We start from the raw sequence: 17,304 nt of genomic DNA, 5'->3' as shown, positions 1-17,304 counted from the left end.
GGACAGCGCCAGGGTGCTCGCGTCGTCGAGGGTCATGATGCCGACCGTACGGCGAGTGCGCTGAGAGCATGCTGAGTCCGATACACCGCCAGATGCTGATCGGTGACATGGCTCCAGGTCATGACTGGATCCGTCTGCTCATTGTGTTGCTGCATGCGCGACAGCGCCACGGGATCTACCAAAAGCGCTGCCGTCGTCGCCGCCATCTGCGAGTCGCTCTCGACCAGGTGGCCCTCGAGCCCTGATCGAACGAACTCGCCGACGCCTCCGGAGGACATGGCGATCACGGGTAGGCCGGCGCACCTCGCTTAGAGCGCAGCGATACCGAAGGACTCGAGCTCAGCTGGTGCCAGGTACAGGTCGGCCGAGGCGTACAGCCCCCGGATCTCGTAGCGTGTCAGCCTTCCCGGGAAATCCACCCATCCGCTGAGCCCGCGCCGGCGGGATTCGCCGGCCACGGCCCTCGCCTGCGGCCCGGAGCCGGCAATCGATGCGCGCAGGGGCACATGGCCCGGTACGAGATCGCGGACAGCCTCGAGTGTCCGCAGCAAGGCGATCGGACGCTTGCGCCGGGTCAACCTCATCGTACTCACGATGGTCATCGGCCCGGTCGCACTGCGCGACCGTCGCCAGAAGGCCGGATCGATCCCGTTGTGCAGAACCTCGACGGAGCGGCCAGTCAGCGCCTGCCGAAGGACCGTGGCGACTGCCTGACTGACCGCGGTCCATCGGGCACCGCCGACGTACCGATCGATCTGCGTCGCCGGCCATGGCATGGACGGACTCGGCAGTGAGTGCATCGTGATGATGGCGTTCTCGGCCATCCGTGCAGCTCGCCACGCGAGCGGGGAGATCAACGACGAGTGGGCATGGACGACATCGAAGCTCTCGAGGTGGCTGTGGAGATGCTGAACCGCCGCAGGCAGAGGAATCCCGCGGACGGCGGGTAGCCGAACGACGGGAACGTCCCCTGCCGCTGAGGATCCGTCGGTGGTCGTGAAGACCGTGACCTCGTGCCCGGCGCGGATCAGCTCTGCAGCGAGATCGTGTACCTGAAGCTCGATCCCGCCCAGCCTGGGGAGGTAGCAGTCACTGACCAGAGCGACTTTCATCCCGCCACCGAGTCGAGTTGGTTGCTCTGACTCGGCGTTCGGCGTTGGAGCCACGACCAGATCGCGAGGAGCACTCCACCGACCGGAATCTCCATCAGGTACGTGAAACCACGAAAGAGCAGGAGCCCGGCAGCTACACCGGCCGGATCTCCGCCGAGCGAGACCAGGGCCGCGCTTGTCCCGACCTCGACCACGCCGGCACCTCCTGGCGTGACCGGAACAAGGGTCAGCAGCCGTTCCACGGCGAGTCCGGTCAAAAGCACCGGCAGGCTCAGCGGAATGCCGAGCGCCTGGAAACAGAGCCACAGGAGCGCGAACTGCAGGCCGAGGTAGGCGACCATTCCGGCAGCCATCGCGCGCCAACCCGCACGCAGTACCCGCAGCATCGAGGTTCGGTGCCGAGGAATCCGCTCCCTGAGCCGCGACGGTCTGACCAGACCAATGGCCTTGTCCAGCCCCGAGCCGATGCCCACGGCGACTCGCTCGTCGACCAGTATCCAGACCGCGACGAGCGCCACGAGAGGGACGGGGACGAACAGGAGACTCTCGGCCCCGAACACAGACATGCTGTGGAGGATCGGCACCAACCCCAGGGCGACCGCGATCACTCCGAGCTTCGAAGCGACGTTCACCAGCGTCGTGACCGCGAGGAAGCCGCCGAACGCCGTCGAACTGAAGCCCCACCGACGAATCATCGCGAAGTTCAGTGCCGTGCCGGCCGCTCCCCCGAGTGGCAGCACGTTGGCAACGGCGCTGCCGGTCAGACTGAGAGTCAGTCCCCGGCGCTTCGACAGCCCTGGCAATGAAGCAGCCAGAACGAACGAATGAGACCAGAGCCCGGCGATCCAAACGACGGCAAGGACCGCGACCGACCCGAACGACAGCTGACCGAGGACAGCCCCGACTGCACTCCACGTCGCACCAACCGCGCGTGGCAGGAACACCACCAGCGCCGTGGTGAGCGTTCCGCTCAGCACGGTCACAATCACCCGTCGCTGTCTCGCGCCGTTCATCATCACCTCTACCGAGCCTCGACCTGACCGATCGGGATCAAGCCTGGAAGGCAGTCGCTGAGAGGGTGCTGAGAGCAACTAGGCGACAGCCACCGTAGGTGCGATGCTCGAGCCATGGCGCATCCAGGCCCGTTCACACTTGTGGCCTTCCACGCGCATCCCGACGATGAGGCCCTGCTGATGGGCGGAACCCTGGCGCGGCTCTCGGCGGAGGGACATCGTGTCGTGCTGGCCGTCGCCACCGACGGTGCGGCTGGAGCCGCAGCGTCGTCGTACGGATCTCCTGGGCGGCTTGCGGCGTCCAGAAGGGATGAGCTCGACCGGTCGGCAGCGGCATTGGGTTGTGCGCGAGTCGTGCGGTTCGGATTCATGGACTCGGGGTCGTCCGGGCAGCCTCGAGAGGGGGCATTCAGCCGGCATCCGCCGGCGGACGCCGCTGCGCCCCTGATCGAGTTGCTGCGTGAGGAGCAGGCCGACGCGCTGACGATCTACGACCCCTCCGGCGGGTACGGCCATCCGGATCATCGCCAGGTCCATGCCGTCGGTTCCTACGCCGCTCACCGCGCCGGGACGCCATTGGTGCTGGAGGCAACCATCGACCGCCGCCTGATCCGGCGTCTCGTCCGGATCGTCGAGGCGATCCCCGGCGTGCTGCCTGCCGTGAAAGCCGCCGACTACGACGAGGCGTACTCGCCCACGTCGATGATCACGCACCGCGTCGACGTCCGTCCATTCACGGATCAGAAGCGGGGGTCGTTCCAAGCGCACGCCAGCCAGGCGAGCTCCGACAGCGGCGCCCGTACCCTCGGTCTGCTGCTCGGCCTCCCGCGGTGGCTCTTCCGGCGCATGCTCGGATACGAGTGGTACGTCGAGCACGGGCGCACCCCCGGCACCCTGCTGGACGACGTGTTCGCGTCGCTGCGTTGACCCTCTCAGCCTGTTCTCAGCGCCCGCCGGTGAGACTTGACACACGCCTCGGCCCGTCCGCGGTCTGACTGTCCGACCTGCGACGATGGTCGTGTGGAACCTCGGGCGCGCCGACACCTCATCAGAGGGCAAGGAGGACGCGCATTGTCCGCACTGCGTGACGCGAGTCAGCGACTGAGTCGCGCGAGCGTGCGCAGCAGATCCACCGCGGCAGCCGTCATCGTGGTCGCAGCGGCGATGGCGCTCGGCGCCGCCGTTCTGTTGCTCCTGCTCCAGCGGGCGCTGATCACGAGCGTGTCCGACGCGGCTGACGGCCGCGCGGCAGAGGTCGCCAGCCAGGTGAGCGAGGAGGGAGTCGCCACGCTCAGCAACGACCTTGCCGAGTCGACCCGGTCCAGCCAGCTGATTCAAGTCCTCGACAGGTCAGGGCGGGTCGTTGCCGCGTCGTCTGCTCGCGCCGACGGCCTGGCGCTCACCGATCTGCGACCGACGCCGGGCGACATCGCCCGAGCTGAGGTCGGGGAGATGCCGTTGATCGACGACGATCATGACTATCTGATTCTCGCGCGGGGTGTCGAGTATGCCGGGCAGAGCTATATCGTGGTCGTGGCGTCGTCCGTCGAGACTCAACGTGAGACGGTCACGACCGTCACGAAGTACCTCCTCGTCGGATTCCCGATCCTGCTGATCGTTGTCGGCGTCGCCGGCTGGATCCTGGTCGGGCAGGCGCTCGGCCCCGTCGAGCGAATCCGTTCGCGCGTCCAGGGCATCGAGTCCAGCGATTTGACTGAACGGGTGCCCGTTCCCGAGACCCAGGACGAGATCGCCCGGCTGGCCGTGACGATGAACGAGATGCTCGACAGGTTGCAGTCCGGTCAGGCGACACAGCGCCGCTTCGTGTCCGACGCCAGCCACGAACTCAGGTCGCCACTGGCCACGCTCACAGCTGCCTTGGAAGTCATTGACGCAGACACGACCGGGCGCGCCTGGCACGAGCTCCGTCAGGTGATGGAGGCTGAGACGGATCGCATGCGACGGCTGGTCGAGGACCTCCTGCTTCTGGCCAAGGCCGATGACGCCGGCCTGCGGATGCACCGGACGGACGTCGATCTCGACGATCTGGTCGAGGCCGAAGTACGGCGTCTACGCGAGGCCGCCCGCGACCTCGCAGTCGCCACCGACGTGCACCCGGTCCGGCTCGTCGGAGATCCGCTACGACTCAGCCAACTCATCCGAAACCTCGTCGACAACGCAGCCCGGGCCGCACACAGCACGGTCCGGCTCAGCACGGCAGAGATCGACGGCCACGCCGTGCTCACCATCGAAGACGACGGAGACGGCGTCCCCGAGGCCGATCGCAACCGCGTCTTCGAACGCTTCGTCCGCCTCGACACCAGCCGGGCCCGTGCGAGTGGCGGCTCAGGGCTGGGCCTGTCCATCGTTCTCGAGATAGCCAAGGCACACCGCGGCAGCGTCGGCCTCGCTTCCCGGCACGGAGGCGGAACCACCGCCACCGTGACGCTGCCAATCCATTGACCGGTGACGCGGCCGGATCCGCTCAGCTCATTCTCAGTAGATGGGGATCACACTGAGCAGCATGAAGGTGCTGATCGTCGAGGACGAGGTCCGGCTGGCCGACACGGTCCGGCGCGGCCTGACCGACGCCGGCTTCGTGGTCGAGGTCATCCACAACGGCGAGGACGGCCTCTGGGCCGCGACCGAACAGACCTACGACGTCATCGTTCTCGACATCATGCTGCCGAAGCTCAACGGCTACAAAGTTCTCGAAGAGCTCAGGTCGAGGAACGTCTGGACCCCGGTCCTCATGCTCACCGCGAAGGACGGCGAGTACGACCAGACCGACGCATTCGACCTAGGCGCGGACGACTACCTGACCAAGCCGTTCAGCTTCCTGATCCTGGTCGCCCGGCTGCGCGCGCTCATCCGTCGTGGTGGCCCGGAGCGACCCGTCGTACTGACCGCAGGCGACCTCATCCTCGATCCGGCCAGGCGGCGGGTCGAGCGGAGCGGGCGCGAGATCGTTCTGACACCACGCGAGTACGGTCTGCTCGAGTTCCTGATGCGGCACCGCGGAGACACGGTCAGCAAGTCCGAGATCCTCCAGAACGTCTGGGACCCGGCATTCGACGGTGACCCAAACGTCGTCGAGGTCTACATCCGCTATCTGCGGATCAAACTCGACGCACCATTCGGCCGGCACGCCATCGAGACAGTCCGCGGTATGGGCTACCGCCTCGATCCGGACGGCGGCTGATCCTGCGTGACCAGCCTCCGAGCGAGCGCCCGGGCCATAGCCGCGCACTTGCCGTGGCGAACCATCCTGGGACTACTCGCGATCACACTCGGCATCATCGCGTTCGTGGTCCTGGCCGATGCTGCAGTAGAGGGCGACGCCCTCGCAGGCTTCGACCCCTCGGTGACCAGGAGCTTCATCGAGCGTCGTACGCCGCAGCTGAGCACCGCTGCCCGGGGCCTCACCTTCATCGGCGAGGTACCGGTCCTCACTGGGCTGACCATCGTGGTGGCGGCACTCCTGCGCATACTCACGCGACGGTGGAAGCCGGCTGTCATCCTGACGGTCGGCATGATCGGTGCGGCGACTCTCACCTACTCGCTCAAGGTCCTGATCGGCCGGCACCGTCCAGACGCCGAACAGGTACTCGGCACCGTGAATCACGGATTCTCGTTTCCGTCGGGACACGCACTGAGCTCAACAGTGTTCTTCCTGCTCCTCGCCGGCATGCTCTGGTACTCCAAAGCCGCCCGGAGCATCAAGATTGTCGGCACGACGGTCGCCATCGGCTTGAGCATCGCCATCGGACTGAGCCGCATCTACCTCGGCTATCACTGGGCCACGGACGTCCTGGCCGGATGGACGATGGCCTTCACCTGGCTCAGCGTTCTCGCGACGGCGATCCATCTGATCGAGACTCGTCGCGGCGGCGGTGCTGCAGAACCTCGATGACGATCGGGATGACAGTGCGGACACCAGGGATGAATCGGGCCAGCACCACTGCGCGGCCGACGCCGTACGACTCGAGTTGTCGCCGGCTGCGCTCGGCCAGACGTGCCAGGCGGGGACGATCCGGACGATCGACGAACGACGGGCCAGCCCGTCGACCGATCAGATACCCGACCTGGGCACCGGCGACCGCACCCAGCGGAGGGAACACGAGCGTCAGCGGCAACGACAGATGAACCCCCGTAGTCGTCAGCAGACCCGCCGTGAACAACAGAGAGTCGCCTGGCAGGAAGATCCCAATCAGCAACCCCGTCTCGGCGAACATCACCACCAACACCGCGGCCGGTCCGAGATGCGTCAGCAGACTGTTCGGGTCCAGCGGATTCATCCAGATACTCCGATAATGCGAGGCGACGATACGACGTCGACCGTAGGTGTCAGCCGCTGAGAGCCAGCTGAGAAGGCCACAGCGGGCTCCAGCTCCGTGATGTCGGCCACGTGCCCGGATGCTGCTGCCGGACTGACGCCGCTCAGGCTCCTCAAAATGCGCGCCGCTACGGTTCTCAGCATGGCGACAGTCGCGGTCTGCGAGGACGATCGTGCGTTGCGCGAGTTGTTGCGGCGGGCTTTGGAAGGTGACGGCTACTCGGTCGTCGCCACTGAAACGGGAGCAGAACTCCTCGCGCAACTCGTCCCCGCCGCGCATGCGGTGGTCCTCGATATCGGCCTGCCCGATGCCGACGGGCGCGACGTGTGCCTGGCTCTGCGTGCGCACGGAGTGCATGGTCCGGTGCTGATCCTCACCGCTCTGGGCGGCGTACATCACAAGGTCAGTGGCTTCGAGGCCGGCGCGGACGACTACCTCACCAAGCCCTTCGATGTCCCCGAGTTGCTGGTACGGATTCGTGCGCTCCTTCGCCGCACGACGGTCGCCGTCACCGTCGACGAGGTGCAACTCGACGCGACCAGCGACGCACCGAACCCTCCCCGTCCTTCTCCTGGAGCCTGCAGGCAACAGAACCACTGCCCCTCGTTCGTTGCCGGCTCAGTCGCGACGAGGAATGGGAGTACGCAGCGATGTGGACACGCCGAGATCCTTCGCGGCCGTGGCGCCCGCATCGCTTCCTCGCTGCGGTCCAGCCTCACGTTCATAACCGCGTTGGCGTTTCCCCTCAGCCAATTCCCACAGATGCGTCACGTCTTCTACGCTCCACCCTTCGCCACTGTTCCGGCCCGTGGTCGTCTCGGCCATCGGAGTCCTGCGATTTCATTGCCCGCGGCCCCGGCAGGTCGCCCAGGAGCGCACCTGAGCACCATGTCTGGCGTCGACCGCGCTGGCCTTGACCGCCCTCAGAGTGACGGAGTTCCATCGGGTCGGGGCAGCTCCGCGGCTGGCAAGGCGGAGGAGGACCGAGAGCGCTCGCGCGTTCCGCGGCAGTCGGACAGCGGTCGCGTGAGCATCAGCGCGTTGTGCAGGTCCTGCAGTCCGTCGGCCGACATGTACACCGCGCGCGCGGACTGATCAGCCGGAAGCTCGACAGCCATGACCCGCAGAATCTACGCAGATCGTCCAAGAACCCGACCGCCGCGCGTTTCCCGGCCTCGTGATCCGCCACCAGCACGATCGCCGTGTCCGTCGCGGCGTATTGGCCCAGGATTCGGGCTTGGCAGCCGACAGGGGGGAGTTGCACAGCGGGTTCCCGCCCAGCGGCACATCGTGCGTCTGCTGATCTGCTCGATCGCCACGGCGTGCAACGGGTCGTTGACCAGCAGAGGGGTGGGAGTAGTTCACCAGCCCCGCCACGCCTCAGGTACGAACGAGCCCAACTATTGGTTGCCCGAAGCAACGCCCTGCGGTAGAAGCGCCCCGCTGCGAGATTCACCTCGACCAGCCGGCACCGTTCGGGACTGCCCCGAGTTCGTGTATCCCTGGGTACTGCAAGAGCTCGAGCTGGCGCGAGGTCAGGGCCGTGGATGAGCGGCGGCGGCGCTCAGCGGTCCGGTAGGCGGCGTACAGATGCGGCCGCAGCAGGGTCAGCATCAAGCGGTCGCGCTCGTCGAAGTCGCGGCCTGGGCCGCGCCAAAGCATCAGCCGTGACACGTATCCGGGTTCGTCAGGAAAGCTGACCGACACAGCCCGGAACATCGCCGCACTGCAGTACTCGACGTACAGCGGGCTGGCTCGCAGCTGACGGTCGGAGACGAAGCCGCTCAGCCTGATCACGTGTGCGATGTCCCCGGTGCGATCGGGGTAGTTGGCGGCATCGTCGGATCGATAGAGGCCCAGAAGTACGGGTCCTGGACGTCGCGATCGAGAAACTCCCGCGTCTCGCTCAGGTCCTGCTCGACGACGAACAGTCGCAGGGCCGGCTGGGTCCGGTCGAACTCGGCGTAGTCGCAGTGGAACAGGTCGCGCGCACGCTGCATCAGCTCCCACGGCAGACTGGCCAACCCCTCACGCAACAGGACATCGTCATCCGCCAAGATTGACCACCAGCTTCTTGTCACCGGCGACCTCACCCAGACGTCGTTCTGCTGCTGGTCCGCTGCGCCGTTTGCCGATCCGGACGGGCGACGAACCGGCATGGCCGGGTAGTCACCCCAGAGTCTGCTAGGGCAGGTGTCGTCTGCTGTCGATGCCGTACATGATTTGTACGTCGCCTGGACTGTCGGCCACCGGTGCACCGAGTCGCGTTGTCGGGCGCGAGCGCCCACTGACCGTTGTCCGGCGTACCAAGAATCGCAATGAAGACGGCAGACGCTGACCATGCCCACATTCCGGCCGCGACGTTCTCGCCTCGATCACCATCGTCATGCCCCTCGCGATCCGCCACCCTATCGTTGCCTTGGGCACCCCAGCAGCCAGTTGCCTGTCCCTCCTCCTGATCGGCGCTGTTCTCCTCCTACTGTCGACTGTCCAGTCGAGGGAGTACCGTTCAAGCTGGTTGAACGGTATGTCTGCTCGACGATCGTCTGAGCACCTCAGCGGTGCGCGGCCCAGTTGCTCCAGCTCGCCTTGGCGCCGGAGTCGCCGATGCGGACCACGTCGTACACGGCGACCGCCGAGACCACGACGGCGACCACGGTCAGCGAGGCGGTCAGGAGGCTCGACGCGGGCGCGAGAAAGGTCCGCTTCACCGGCGTCCGCCCGGTGCTCTCGCGCTGGCGCCACCAGAGGACGACCGCCAGGACCGCGACCGCGATCGCCGCGTAGATGGCCGTGTCACCCAGCTCGGTGTGCCGGTGAATGAGCGGGTTCGGGGTCAGCTGGTGTTCCAGCCATTCGCCGGCGCTCGTCGTGATCGGCACCAGCACGAGGAGGAGCCCCGAATCGCGCGGGTCCTGGAGGCCGACCCTGAACGGCTCCTTGCTCGGACTCACCACGAGCACATCACCGCCCGCATTCAGGCACCAGTCCACGTCAACGACCTCCCGTAAGCGCTCACCGGCCCGCTCGACTGCCCATCCCTTGACCAGCCCGGACGGATCCCACGTGCTGCCAGGCACCTGAGCGTCGAACAACCCACGGGTCAGCTCTTGCGCGGCAACACACCGCTCAGCAACCTCCCGAACCACCGGATCAACACGATCCCAACCATCCTCCCCCCGCGCCAGCAGACTCAGCGCACTGTCCGCCTTGTACGGCGAGAACACGCGATCGACCTCGACCAACTCCGCGAAAACCTTCCGCACCGCCGCGTCCGCCTGCTTGGACTCGGCACCCTTCCCGCGCGCGAGCACGCTGATCGGCAGCCCCATGATCTGCTCGACCCAACTCCGCCGCGACATACCGCCACCGTACGACGGTCAACCAGCGGCGGCGGACGGCTCCCGCTCCACAGAATCGGAGGGTACGACGACGGCGCGGGCACGGCGATGCCGACGAACCAGGGCGCCCCCGACCGCCGCAGCGAGGATCGAGGACAGCGCCGCCGCAGCGCTGGTCCACGGCGCCAGCGGGCTGTCCGACACTACGACCGGGCGTGGCGGCAGCCAAGACGGCACCACCCAGGTCGTCAGGACGGCCGGATTCGGATGAGAGCGACCGGCCACGATACGCAGCGGCAACGGCCCGGTCTCGTCGACGGCGGCCTGCCACCTGCCGCCGCCCTCCGCAGCTTGGCCGATCTGATGAGCAGAATAGAAACTGACAACCGTTATCGTTGTCGTACGGCTGCTCCAGGTCAGCCATCGACACAACGTGCGAGGACAGAGACGTATGCGTGGAGTGTTGCGGGGACTCGGGATCATCCTGCTGGCATCGGGGCTCGCGTTGCTCGGGTGGGTCGGCTGGCAGTACGTCGGCACCGGACTTACCGCGAACCACAACATGGCCGAGGGCGAGAAGTCACTGCGTGAGCAGTGGAAAACGCCCACTCAGCTCAAGCCGTCGACCGGGGCACCATTCGCACTGCTCCGGATCCCGAAATTCGGCGCCGGCTGGGAGAAACCTGTCGTGCAAGGGGTAGGTCAGGATGACCTCGCACGCGGTGTCGGCCACTATCCACAGACGCAGCTGCCAAGTCAGTCAGGCAACTTCGCCATCGCCGGCCACCGGGTCACCCACGGCTCACCGTTCCGCAAACTGCTCGACCTACGGAAAGGCGACCACGTGATCGTCGAAACCGCGGACGCGGTCTACTCCTACACCCTCGACGGCTCGCCGCGCGACCTCACCGTCACGCCCTCCGCAACCTGGGTCCTCCAGCCCGTCCCCGGCAAGCCCGACGAGGCACCAACGACCTCGACCATCACTCTCACCACCTGCCAGGACCTCTTCCACTCCCCGGACCGCTCCGTCGCCTTCGGCCACCTGATCCGAGTCAGCCCGAAATCCTGATCTTGTGAACGGCCGCTGTCGACACTGCCCGGTGTTCGTGCACGTGATCGCCGTGCTGATAGTGCCGGTGGCCGTCGTGCAAGTGATCCACGTGATCCTCGTGCTGGACGGTCCCACAACCGCCGAGCACGACGCCCAAGGAACTGAAGGTCGGTGACCTGCCCGGCATCCAGCCCGGCGGGAACCCGCATCGCTGGTGCTCCCCGGCCGACGTCCACCGGGTGATCGAGAAGATCAGCACCGACTACAAGACGCTCGATCCCGCGGACGCACCGGACTTCGATCGGTTGCCGACCACCGTCGAGACGAAGACGCTTGCCCCGTACAACCAGTTGATCGCCGTCGTTAGCCGAAGTACGCGGGGACGCCGATCGGCCCTTCCGAGTCGATCGTCGCACCACTGGCCGACAGCATCGCGGTCCGTTGATTCGCCGTACGCCGGGCTGTCCGCCGACCCTGACTTCACCGGTCCGTACCCGGACGGTCACGGGTCGTTGACCCCGGCGTCCGCCATCCGAGAAGCTGCGGGGGGTTGGGTTCACTATCTGCCGGAATGACGCTGATTCTCACCTTGTGGTGCGCCGAGTGGTCGTGCGGGCGCGGTGAGTTGTGTCAAGATGCGGCCCGTGAGTACTCCGACTGAGGTCGCGGAGAAGCCCGACGGGACCGCGAAAGAGTCCACGGGGTCCTCGGTCGCCTTCACCGCGACGTTGATCCTGCTGGTCGGTACGGCGTTGTTCGGGCGGCGGCTCTTCACCGGCTGGTTCACCGCCGGTGGGATCCGGACGTGGGCGACGATGTTCGTCGGCGTCACAATCCAGGCTATGCCGTTTCTCGTGCTCGGCGTACTGCTGTCGGCTGCGCTGACCGCGTTCGTGCCGGCATCGTTCTTCGCGAAGGCGCTTCCCAGGCATCCGGCCCTCGCCGTACCGGTCGCCAGCGCGTCCGGCGTCGTCCTGCCGGGATGCGAGTGCGCGTCGGTCCCTGTCTCGGCGGCCTTGATGAGCCGCGGTGTCACGCCGGCCGCGGCGATCGCGTTCCTGCTGTCCGCGCCCGCGATCAACCCGGTCGTGCTCACGTCGACCGCGGTCGCGTTCCCCGGCAAGCCGCAGGTGGTGATCGCCCGGGCAGTCACTTCGCTCGCGGTGTCAATGGTGCTCGGCTGGTTGTGGTTGCTGACCGGGAAGGGCGGGTCCTGGTTCAAGATGCCGAAGAACCGCCACGCGCACGATGCAGGCAAGTTCGACGTGTTCCGGTCCGCAATGCTGCACGACTTCCTGCACGCGGGTGGGTTCCTCGTGATCGGCGCGGCGGCCGCGGCCACGCTGAACGTGGTCGTTCCCCGGACCTGGCTCGATCACGTCGCCGGGAATCTGCTGCTGTCGGTCGTGATCCTCGGACTGCTCGCCGTACTGCTGGCAATCTGCTCCGAGGCGGACGCGTTCGTGGCGGCCAGCCTGTCGCAGTTCTCGCTCACCGCACGGCTCGCGTTCATGGTCGTCGGGCCGATCGTCGACGTGAAGCTGATCGCGTTGCAGGCCGGGACCTTCGGGCCGAAGTTCGCCGTACGGTTCGCGCCGGCGACATTCGTGGTCGCACTGACTGCCAGTCTGCTCGTCGGATGGTGGTTGCTATGAGACGCAGTGTCGCCGCACTCGTGATCGTGTTCATCGGGGCCGCCGTGATGGAGCTTGCAACCTCCGGGACCTACCTGAGATACGTCAAGCCCGGCATGCGCTGGATGCTGCTGGCAGCCGGTGTGGTCCTGATCGCTCTCGCCGTCACCGACGTGCTCGTCGACGGCCGCAAGAAGCCGGCCCAACAGGAACAACCTGTGGCCATGCCGGAAGACGCGTGGCGGGACGCTCCCTGGCCCGCGGGTCGGCGCGACGAAGAGATCGATCACAGTGCGCACGCCGACCACGGACATGGACACCACGGCCTGCCGCGCACTGCCTGGCTCCTGCTCATCCCGATCTTCGCGCTGCTCGTCATCGACCCGCCTGCGCTCGGCGCCGACGCCGCCGAACGCCAGTCGCCGGTGTCGTCGAAACCGGCCAACCCGAAGAGCAACGCCTGGATGGCCGACAACTCCCAAGGTGCCCCGCCGGTCGCAGTCCCGGTCACCGACTACGCCATCTGGGCAGTGTGGCAACAGGACACCATGAAGGGCCGGAGATACCAGCTGACCGGCTTCGTCACACCTGCTAAGAACGGCGTCTGGTACGTGACCCGCATCGGCATCACCTGCTGCGTCGCCGACGGTACGGCGTACATGGTCGAGGCCCGCGGCCAGGCCGCACCTCCGAAGAACCAATGGGTCACCGTCACCGGACTCTGGGCCGAACCCACCAAGCGCCCCGACGGGGACGTCGCCGCACTCACTGTCGAAACCCTCAAACCGGTCGCCATGCCGGTCAACCCCTACGAGTAGGCCCGGTCGCGTCGGCGGTGCAGCGGCGCAGACGCCGGTCAGTTCGACGGTGTGTTCGATACTGGTAAACCGGCCGCCTCCCCGGCTGCGTCGGCCCAGACCTCGACAACCTCCGAGTCGACCGGCCAGCTCCGCAGACAGCAACGACAAACCAGGCATTGGCCGTGTCCGGCAGCCGGTCGATGCCGGTAGAGCCGGCTGCCGTCCTGCTCGCGGATCACGTCGATCCGGCCGGCGTGCGCCAGTTCGCGGACCGTTCGGTAGAACGTCGTCAGGCCGACGGACGTGTCTCCGTCGGAGATCACACGGTGAAGCTCCTGGGCAGAAACGAAATCCCCGCAGGCCTGCAACGCCTGGCCGCCCATCAGCGGCGCAGCCCGTCGGTCTTCGAGGCACACCTTGGCGCCGACGACCGTAGTGACAAATGATAACGATTATCATTACTATCCATTCGAGATCCGCCAACGTCTCGAGAGGGTGGCCCGATGCCCACATCCAGAGTCCCAACGGCGCACGAGGCGCCATCAGTGCTGTCGGCGGCTCGGGCCACCTTGATCGGCTGCGCGGTGCTGACCGGTGTCAGCGCGCTGGCCGGGATGGCGCCCTTGGTCGCTGTAGTGGAAATCAGCAGGCGGCTGCTGCGTGGCGATACCGACGTATGGCCGGTCATCGTTGTCGCCCTCATGGCCCTCGTCGTGAAGCAGTTCGGCACCTTCGGCGCGGGGCTGCTCGCCCACCTGGCCGATATCCGGGTGTCGTTCGGCATCCGCAGGGAGCTGCTCGGCAAGTTGCGCAGGCTGCCACTCGGCTGGTTCACGGACCGGAACTCGGGCACGGTGAAGAAGGTCGTCGAGGATGATGTCGCAGCGCTCCACCAGCTCATCGCCCACTCCGTGGTGGAGGTGACAGCGGCCGCAGTTCCTCCAGTGGTCGCGATCGGCTATCTGTTCGTCGTCGACTGGCGGATGGCGCTGGTCAGCCTCCTTCCGCTGGTCGTCGGCATGATCGTGTACCAGCGGGCGATGGCCGGCGCGGGGACGAAGTACCCGGTGTTCATGGAGTGGCTGACCCGGTTGAGTGCAGCCGCGGTCGAGTTCGTCAACGGCATCGGGGTCGTCAAGGCGTTCGGGCCGCCAGGTGTTGCCAGCCGGCGGTTCCAGGAAGTGTCGCGCAACTTCGCGCGCTTCTTCCTGGACTGGGCGAGATCGACGAGCCGCGCCAGCGTGATCGCGGAGATCCTTGTCTCCCCGGCGAGCGTGCTCGTGGTCCTGACGACTGTGGGAGGCGTTCTTACCGCGGCGGGTCACTTGCCGCTGGCAAGTTTCATCTCGTTCCTGGTGTTCGGGACCGTCACGACCACTGGCCTGATGACGCTCATGACGTCGGTGCATCCGCTGGTCACCTCACTGGCGGTGGCTCGGGACATCCGCAGCCTGCTCTCCGCGCCTGAGCTGCCCGTCGCCACACATCCGGTCGTACCCGACGCGGACGCGCCCGGACCCGTGATCCGGATGCGCGGAGTACGGTTCGCGTACGGCGAAACAGTCGCGCTGGACGGTGTCGACCTCGAGCTCGAACGTGGCACCGTGACGGCGCTGGTCGGCCCGTCGGGATCCGGCAAGTCCACTCTGGCCAAACTGCTGCCTCGCTTCGACGACCCGCAACAGGGGTCGGTCGAGCTGCACGGGGCCGATCTGCGCACCATTGACCCCTCCGAGCTGTACCGGCACGTGGCCTTCGTGTTCCAGGACGCGGCAATGCTGCGGATGAGCATCCGGGACAACATCCGGCTCGGGCGGCCGGATGCCGATGACGCGGCCGTCCGCGCTGCGGCCGGCAAGGCACAGATCCTCAACCGTCTCGACGAGCTCCCCCGCGGTCTGGAGTCGGTGATCGGGGAGGACGCGGAGTTGTCCGGTGGTGAATGCCAGCGAGTGTGCATCGCCCGGGCAATCCTCGCCGACCGTCCGGTGCTCGTCCTCGACGAGGCCACCGCGAGTGCCGACCCCGAGAACGAGGCACGCATCCAGGATGCGCTCAGCGAGGTCGCGCGAGATCGCACGGTCCTGGTCATCGCGCACCGGCTGAGCACCATCCGCAACGCGGACCGGATCCTCGTGCTGGACGCGGGACGCGTGGTGGAGCAGGGCCGGCACGACGAGCTGCTCGCTCTTCAAGGCTTATACGCGCGGATGTGGCAGCACGATCAGCACGCCCGTACCAGCGCGGTGACCAAGGTGGAGGCTCGCTGATGATCGCCATGGTTCCTTACCTGTTCGAGCTCCTCGACGAGCGCGGCCGGCGGCACCTGCGCACCATGCTGATGGCCCAGGCGGGACAGGGCGTCCTGCAAGGACTCGGCTTCCTCTTCGTCGTGCCGCTCCTCGCGACGCTGACCGAGGCACCGGTCGACTGGAGCCGGCTCTGGCTCTGGCTGGTCGCGATCGTTGCCGTGGTCGCCGCTCACCACGTGCTGCTGACCCGGAGTACGTCGCTGGGCTACCTCGTCGGGACGGATGTGCTGACCAGCTTCCACGAGCGGATCGGCAACCATCTCGCGACGCTTCCGATCGGCTGGTTCCGCGGCGACCGCACCGGCCCGATCGGGCGGATGCTCGGCAAAGGCACCATGGACGTCGCCAACATCCCGGCACACCTGCTGCGCCACGTCGTCGTCGGGCTGACCGCGCCGGCCACCATGATCGTCGGCAGTTTCTTCCTCGACTGGCGGATCGGCCTCGCCTTCGCCGCCGGGGCGACGCTGTGCGGGCTGGCGCTGCGGCTCCTCATGGTCGTGGTGCGCCGCAACGACGACGCCTACGAGCACGACATCGGCGCGACCGCCTCGCGAATCGTCGAGTATGCCCGCCAGCAGGCGACGCTGCGTGCGTACGGCGTACTCGACCGGCCGGAGCTCGGCACCCTCGAGGAGTCACTCGTCCGCCAGGAAGGCTCCCAGTCGCGGCTCACGATCCGCGGCGCGTGGGCGTTGATCGCGTTCTTCGGAACCCTGCAACTGGTTGTCACCGCTGTCATCGCCCTCACGGTCGCCCTGACTCTGAGCGGCACGATCGCCCTCGCGGTCATGATCGGCGTACTGATCGTCACCCTGCGCATGCTGGAGCCGATCTCACAGCTGGGCGAGCTGGCTGGGCACGTTCAGGTCAATGCCGACGCCATCGGTCGGGTTCGGACGCTACTGGCAGTGCCACCGCTGCCCGAGCCGGTCCTGCCGGCACGACCTTCGGGCGCTGACGTCGAGCTGGTCGGAGTCCGCTTCGGCTACGACGAAGGCACGACCGTCATCGACGGCATCGACGCGATGATTCCGGCCGGCAGCCTCACCGCCGTCGTCGGGCCGTCCGGCTCGGGCAAGAGCACCCTGCTGAGGCTCATCAGCCGGTTCTTCGACGTCAGCGAGGGCTCGGTACGCATCGGCGGTCACGACGTTCGCGACCTGGGCAGTGCCGGCGTATCCCGGCTGACCGCGCAGGTGTTCCAGGACGTGTACCTGTTCGAAGGCACGATCGCGGACAACCTGCGGATGGCCGCCCCGGACGCGAGTGACGCCGACCTCGACCGGGTGGCTCGCATCGCGCGGCTCGACGATGTCGTCGGCCGGTTGCCACACGGCTGGGACACCCGCGTCGGCGAGGCCGGCTCCACTCTGTCCGGCGGGGAGAAACAGCGCGTCTCGATCGCACGCGCGCTGCTGAAGGACGCGCCCGTCGTGCTGCTCGACGAGGCCACCTCTGCGCTGGATCCGGCGAACGAGGCCGCGGTCGCCGACGCGATCGGTGAGCTCGCCCGCCATCGCACCGTCATTGTCGTCGCCCATCGCCTGTCCACCGTCGTCGCAGCCGACCGGATCCTCGTCATCGAGCGCGGCCGGATCACCGAGGACGGCAACCACGAGACCCTGCTCGCCACCGGCGGTACGTACGCGCGCTTCTGGAACGAGCGCGTGCGCGCCCGCGGTTGGCAACTCCGCTGAA

At 67.1% G+C, this 17,304-nt stretch carries 19 protein-coding genes; 11 read left to right on the top strand and 8 right to left on the bottom strand.

Features of this window, described 5'->3' with window-relative positions:
* Positions 1-32: 32 nt before the first annotated feature.
* The 3 genes from E0H75_RS10760 to E0H75_RS10750 are packed head-to-tail and all read right to left on the bottom strand — an operon-like array spanning position 33 to position 2,101.
* A complete protein-coding gene (locus E0H75_RS10760) occupies positions 33-287 on the bottom strand; it encodes a glycosyltransferase (protein WP_131513340.1) in 255 nt (84 codons plus the stop codon).
* 21 nt (positions 288-308) lie between these two features.
* Entirely contained in the window at positions 309-1,112 is an 804-nt protein-coding gene (locus E0H75_RS10755) for a glycosyltransferase family 4 protein (RefSeq protein ID WP_131513338.1), read from the bottom strand.
* Entirely contained in the window at positions 1,109-2,101 is a 993-nt protein-coding gene (locus tag E0H75_RS10750; protein WP_165553618.1) for a lysylphosphatidylglycerol synthase transmembrane domain-containing protein, read from the bottom strand. The genes E0H75_RS10755 and E0H75_RS10750 overlap by 4 nt, the downstream gene beginning before the upstream one ends.
* Before the next feature lie 138 nt (positions 2,102-2,239).
* Here E0H75_RS10750 and E0H75_RS10745 point away from each other — a divergent pair, with 138 nt between their 5' ends.
* From E0H75_RS10745 to E0H75_RS10730, 4 genes are all read left to right on the top strand, one after another.
* Entirely contained in the window at positions 2,240-3,052 is an 813-nt protein-coding gene (locus E0H75_RS10745) for a PIG-L deacetylase family protein (protein WP_131513333.1), read from the top strand.
* 144 nt (positions 3,053-3,196) lie between these two features.
* Positions 3,197-4,588, top strand: a complete 1,392-nt coding sequence (locus E0H75_RS10740; protein WP_131513331.1) for a sensor histidine kinase — start codon at positions 3,197-3,199, stop codon at positions 4,586-4,588.
* 40 nt (positions 4,589-4,628) lie between these two features.
* The gene (locus tag E0H75_RS10735; RefSeq protein WP_238162948.1) at positions 4,629-5,327 is read left to right on the top strand and encodes a response regulator transcription factor; all 699 of its coding nucleotides are present in this window, start codon (positions 4,629-4,631) and stop codon (positions 5,325-5,327) included.
* Between the two features lie 6 nt (positions 5,328-5,333).
* Positions 5,334-6,038: a phosphatase PAP2 family protein gene (locus tag E0H75_RS10730; protein ID WP_131513330.1), complete on the top strand. Its 705-nt coding sequence runs from the start codon at positions 5,334-5,336 to the stop codon at positions 6,036-6,038.
* Here the strand turns inward: E0H75_RS10730 and E0H75_RS44975 are convergent.
* Positions 5,968-6,360, bottom strand: a complete 393-nt coding sequence (locus tag E0H75_RS44975; RefSeq protein WP_420323294.1) for a DedA family protein — start codon at positions 6,358-6,360, stop codon at positions 5,968-5,970. The genes E0H75_RS10730 and E0H75_RS44975 overlap by 71 nt on opposite strands.
* 162 nt (positions 6,361-6,522) lie before the next feature.
* On the opposite strand from E0H75_RS44975, the gene E0H75_RS44970 reads away from it, so the two are divergent.
* Positions 6,523-7,557, top strand: coding sequence for a response regulator transcription factor (locus tag E0H75_RS44970; protein ID WP_420323293.1), 1,035 nt, complete (start codon positions 6,523-6,525; stop codon positions 7,555-7,557).
* 357 nt (positions 7,558-7,914) lie between these two features.
* On the opposite strand, the gene E0H75_RS10715 is transcribed toward E0H75_RS44970, so the two are convergent.
* The 3 genes from E0H75_RS10715 to E0H75_RS10705 form a co-directional block, all read right to left on the bottom strand.
* Complete coding sequence (locus E0H75_RS10715; protein WP_131513326.1) at positions 7,915-8,259, bottom strand: hypothetical protein; 345 nt, start codon at positions 8,257-8,259, stop codon at positions 7,915-7,917.
* Positions 8,256-8,519: a hypothetical protein gene (locus E0H75_RS10710; protein ID WP_131513324.1), complete on the bottom strand. Its 264-nt coding sequence runs from the start codon at positions 8,517-8,519 to the stop codon at positions 8,256-8,258. Before E0H75_RS10710 ends, E0H75_RS10715 begins: the two co-directional genes overlap by 4 nt.
* Before the next feature lie 498 nt (positions 8,520-9,017).
* Positions 9,018-9,824 carry an FAD:protein FMN transferase gene (locus E0H75_RS10705; protein WP_131513322.1) on the bottom strand — a complete coding sequence of 269 codons (807 nt, stop codon included), beginning with the start codon at positions 9,822-9,824 and terminating at the stop codon, positions 9,018-9,020.
* Positions 9,825-10,254: 430 nt separating this feature from the next.
* On the opposite strand from E0H75_RS10705, the gene E0H75_RS10700 reads away from it, so the two are divergent.
* From E0H75_RS10700 to E0H75_RS10685, 4 genes are all read left to right on the top strand, one after another.
* Positions 10,255-10,875 (top strand): class E sortase, encoded by a 621-nt coding sequence (locus tag E0H75_RS10700; protein WP_131513320.1) that lies wholly within the window; start codon positions 10,255-10,257, stop codon positions 10,873-10,875.
* A gap of 221 nt (positions 10,876-11,096) precedes the next feature.
* The gene (locus E0H75_RS42995) at positions 11,097-11,432 is read left to right on the top strand and encodes a hypothetical protein (protein ID WP_165553598.1); all 336 of its coding nucleotides are present in this window, start codon (positions 11,097-11,099) and stop codon (positions 11,430-11,432) included.
* A gap of 69 nt (positions 11,433-11,501) precedes the next feature.
* Entirely contained in the window at positions 11,502-12,512 is a 1,011-nt protein-coding gene (locus E0H75_RS10690) for a permease (RefSeq protein ID WP_238162946.1), read from the top strand.
* The gene (locus tag E0H75_RS10685) at positions 12,509-13,309 is read left to right on the top strand and encodes a TIGR03943 family putative permease subunit (protein WP_131513316.1); all 801 of its coding nucleotides are present in this window, start codon (positions 12,509-12,511) and stop codon (positions 13,307-13,309) included. The genes E0H75_RS10690 and E0H75_RS10685 overlap by 4 nt, the downstream gene beginning before the upstream one ends.
* 38 nt (positions 13,310-13,347) lie before the next feature.
* Here E0H75_RS10685 and E0H75_RS10680 read toward each other — a convergent pair whose 3' ends face one another.
* Positions 13,348-13,674 (bottom strand): transcriptional repressor, encoded by a 327-nt coding sequence (locus E0H75_RS10680; protein ID WP_202872953.1) that lies wholly within the window; start codon positions 13,672-13,674, stop codon positions 13,348-13,350.
* A 120-nt stretch (positions 13,675-13,794) separates the two neighbouring features.
* On the opposite strand from E0H75_RS10680, the gene E0H75_RS10675 reads away from it, so the two are divergent.
* Positions 13,795-15,561, top strand: a complete 1,767-nt coding sequence (locus tag E0H75_RS10675) for an ABC transporter ATP-binding protein (protein ID WP_202872952.1) — start codon at positions 13,795-13,797, stop codon at positions 15,559-15,561.
* The gene (locus tag E0H75_RS10670) at positions 15,561-17,303 is read left to right on the top strand and encodes an ABC transporter ATP-binding protein (protein ID WP_131513315.1); all 1,743 of its coding nucleotides are present in this window, start codon (positions 15,561-15,563) and stop codon (positions 17,301-17,303) included. The genes E0H75_RS10675 and E0H75_RS10670 overlap by 1 nt, the downstream gene beginning before the upstream one ends.
* The last annotated feature ends 1 nt before the right edge of the window (position 17,304 follow it).

The sequence above is a fragment of the Kribbella capetownensis genome (assembly GCF_004331485.1).
Classification (GTDB): Bacteria; Actinomycetota; Actinomycetes; order Propionibacteriales; family Kribbellaceae; genus Kribbella; species Kribbella capetownensis.
Note: the sequence above shows the minus strand (reverse complement) of the source record. Positions and strands in the feature narration are given on the sequence as shown.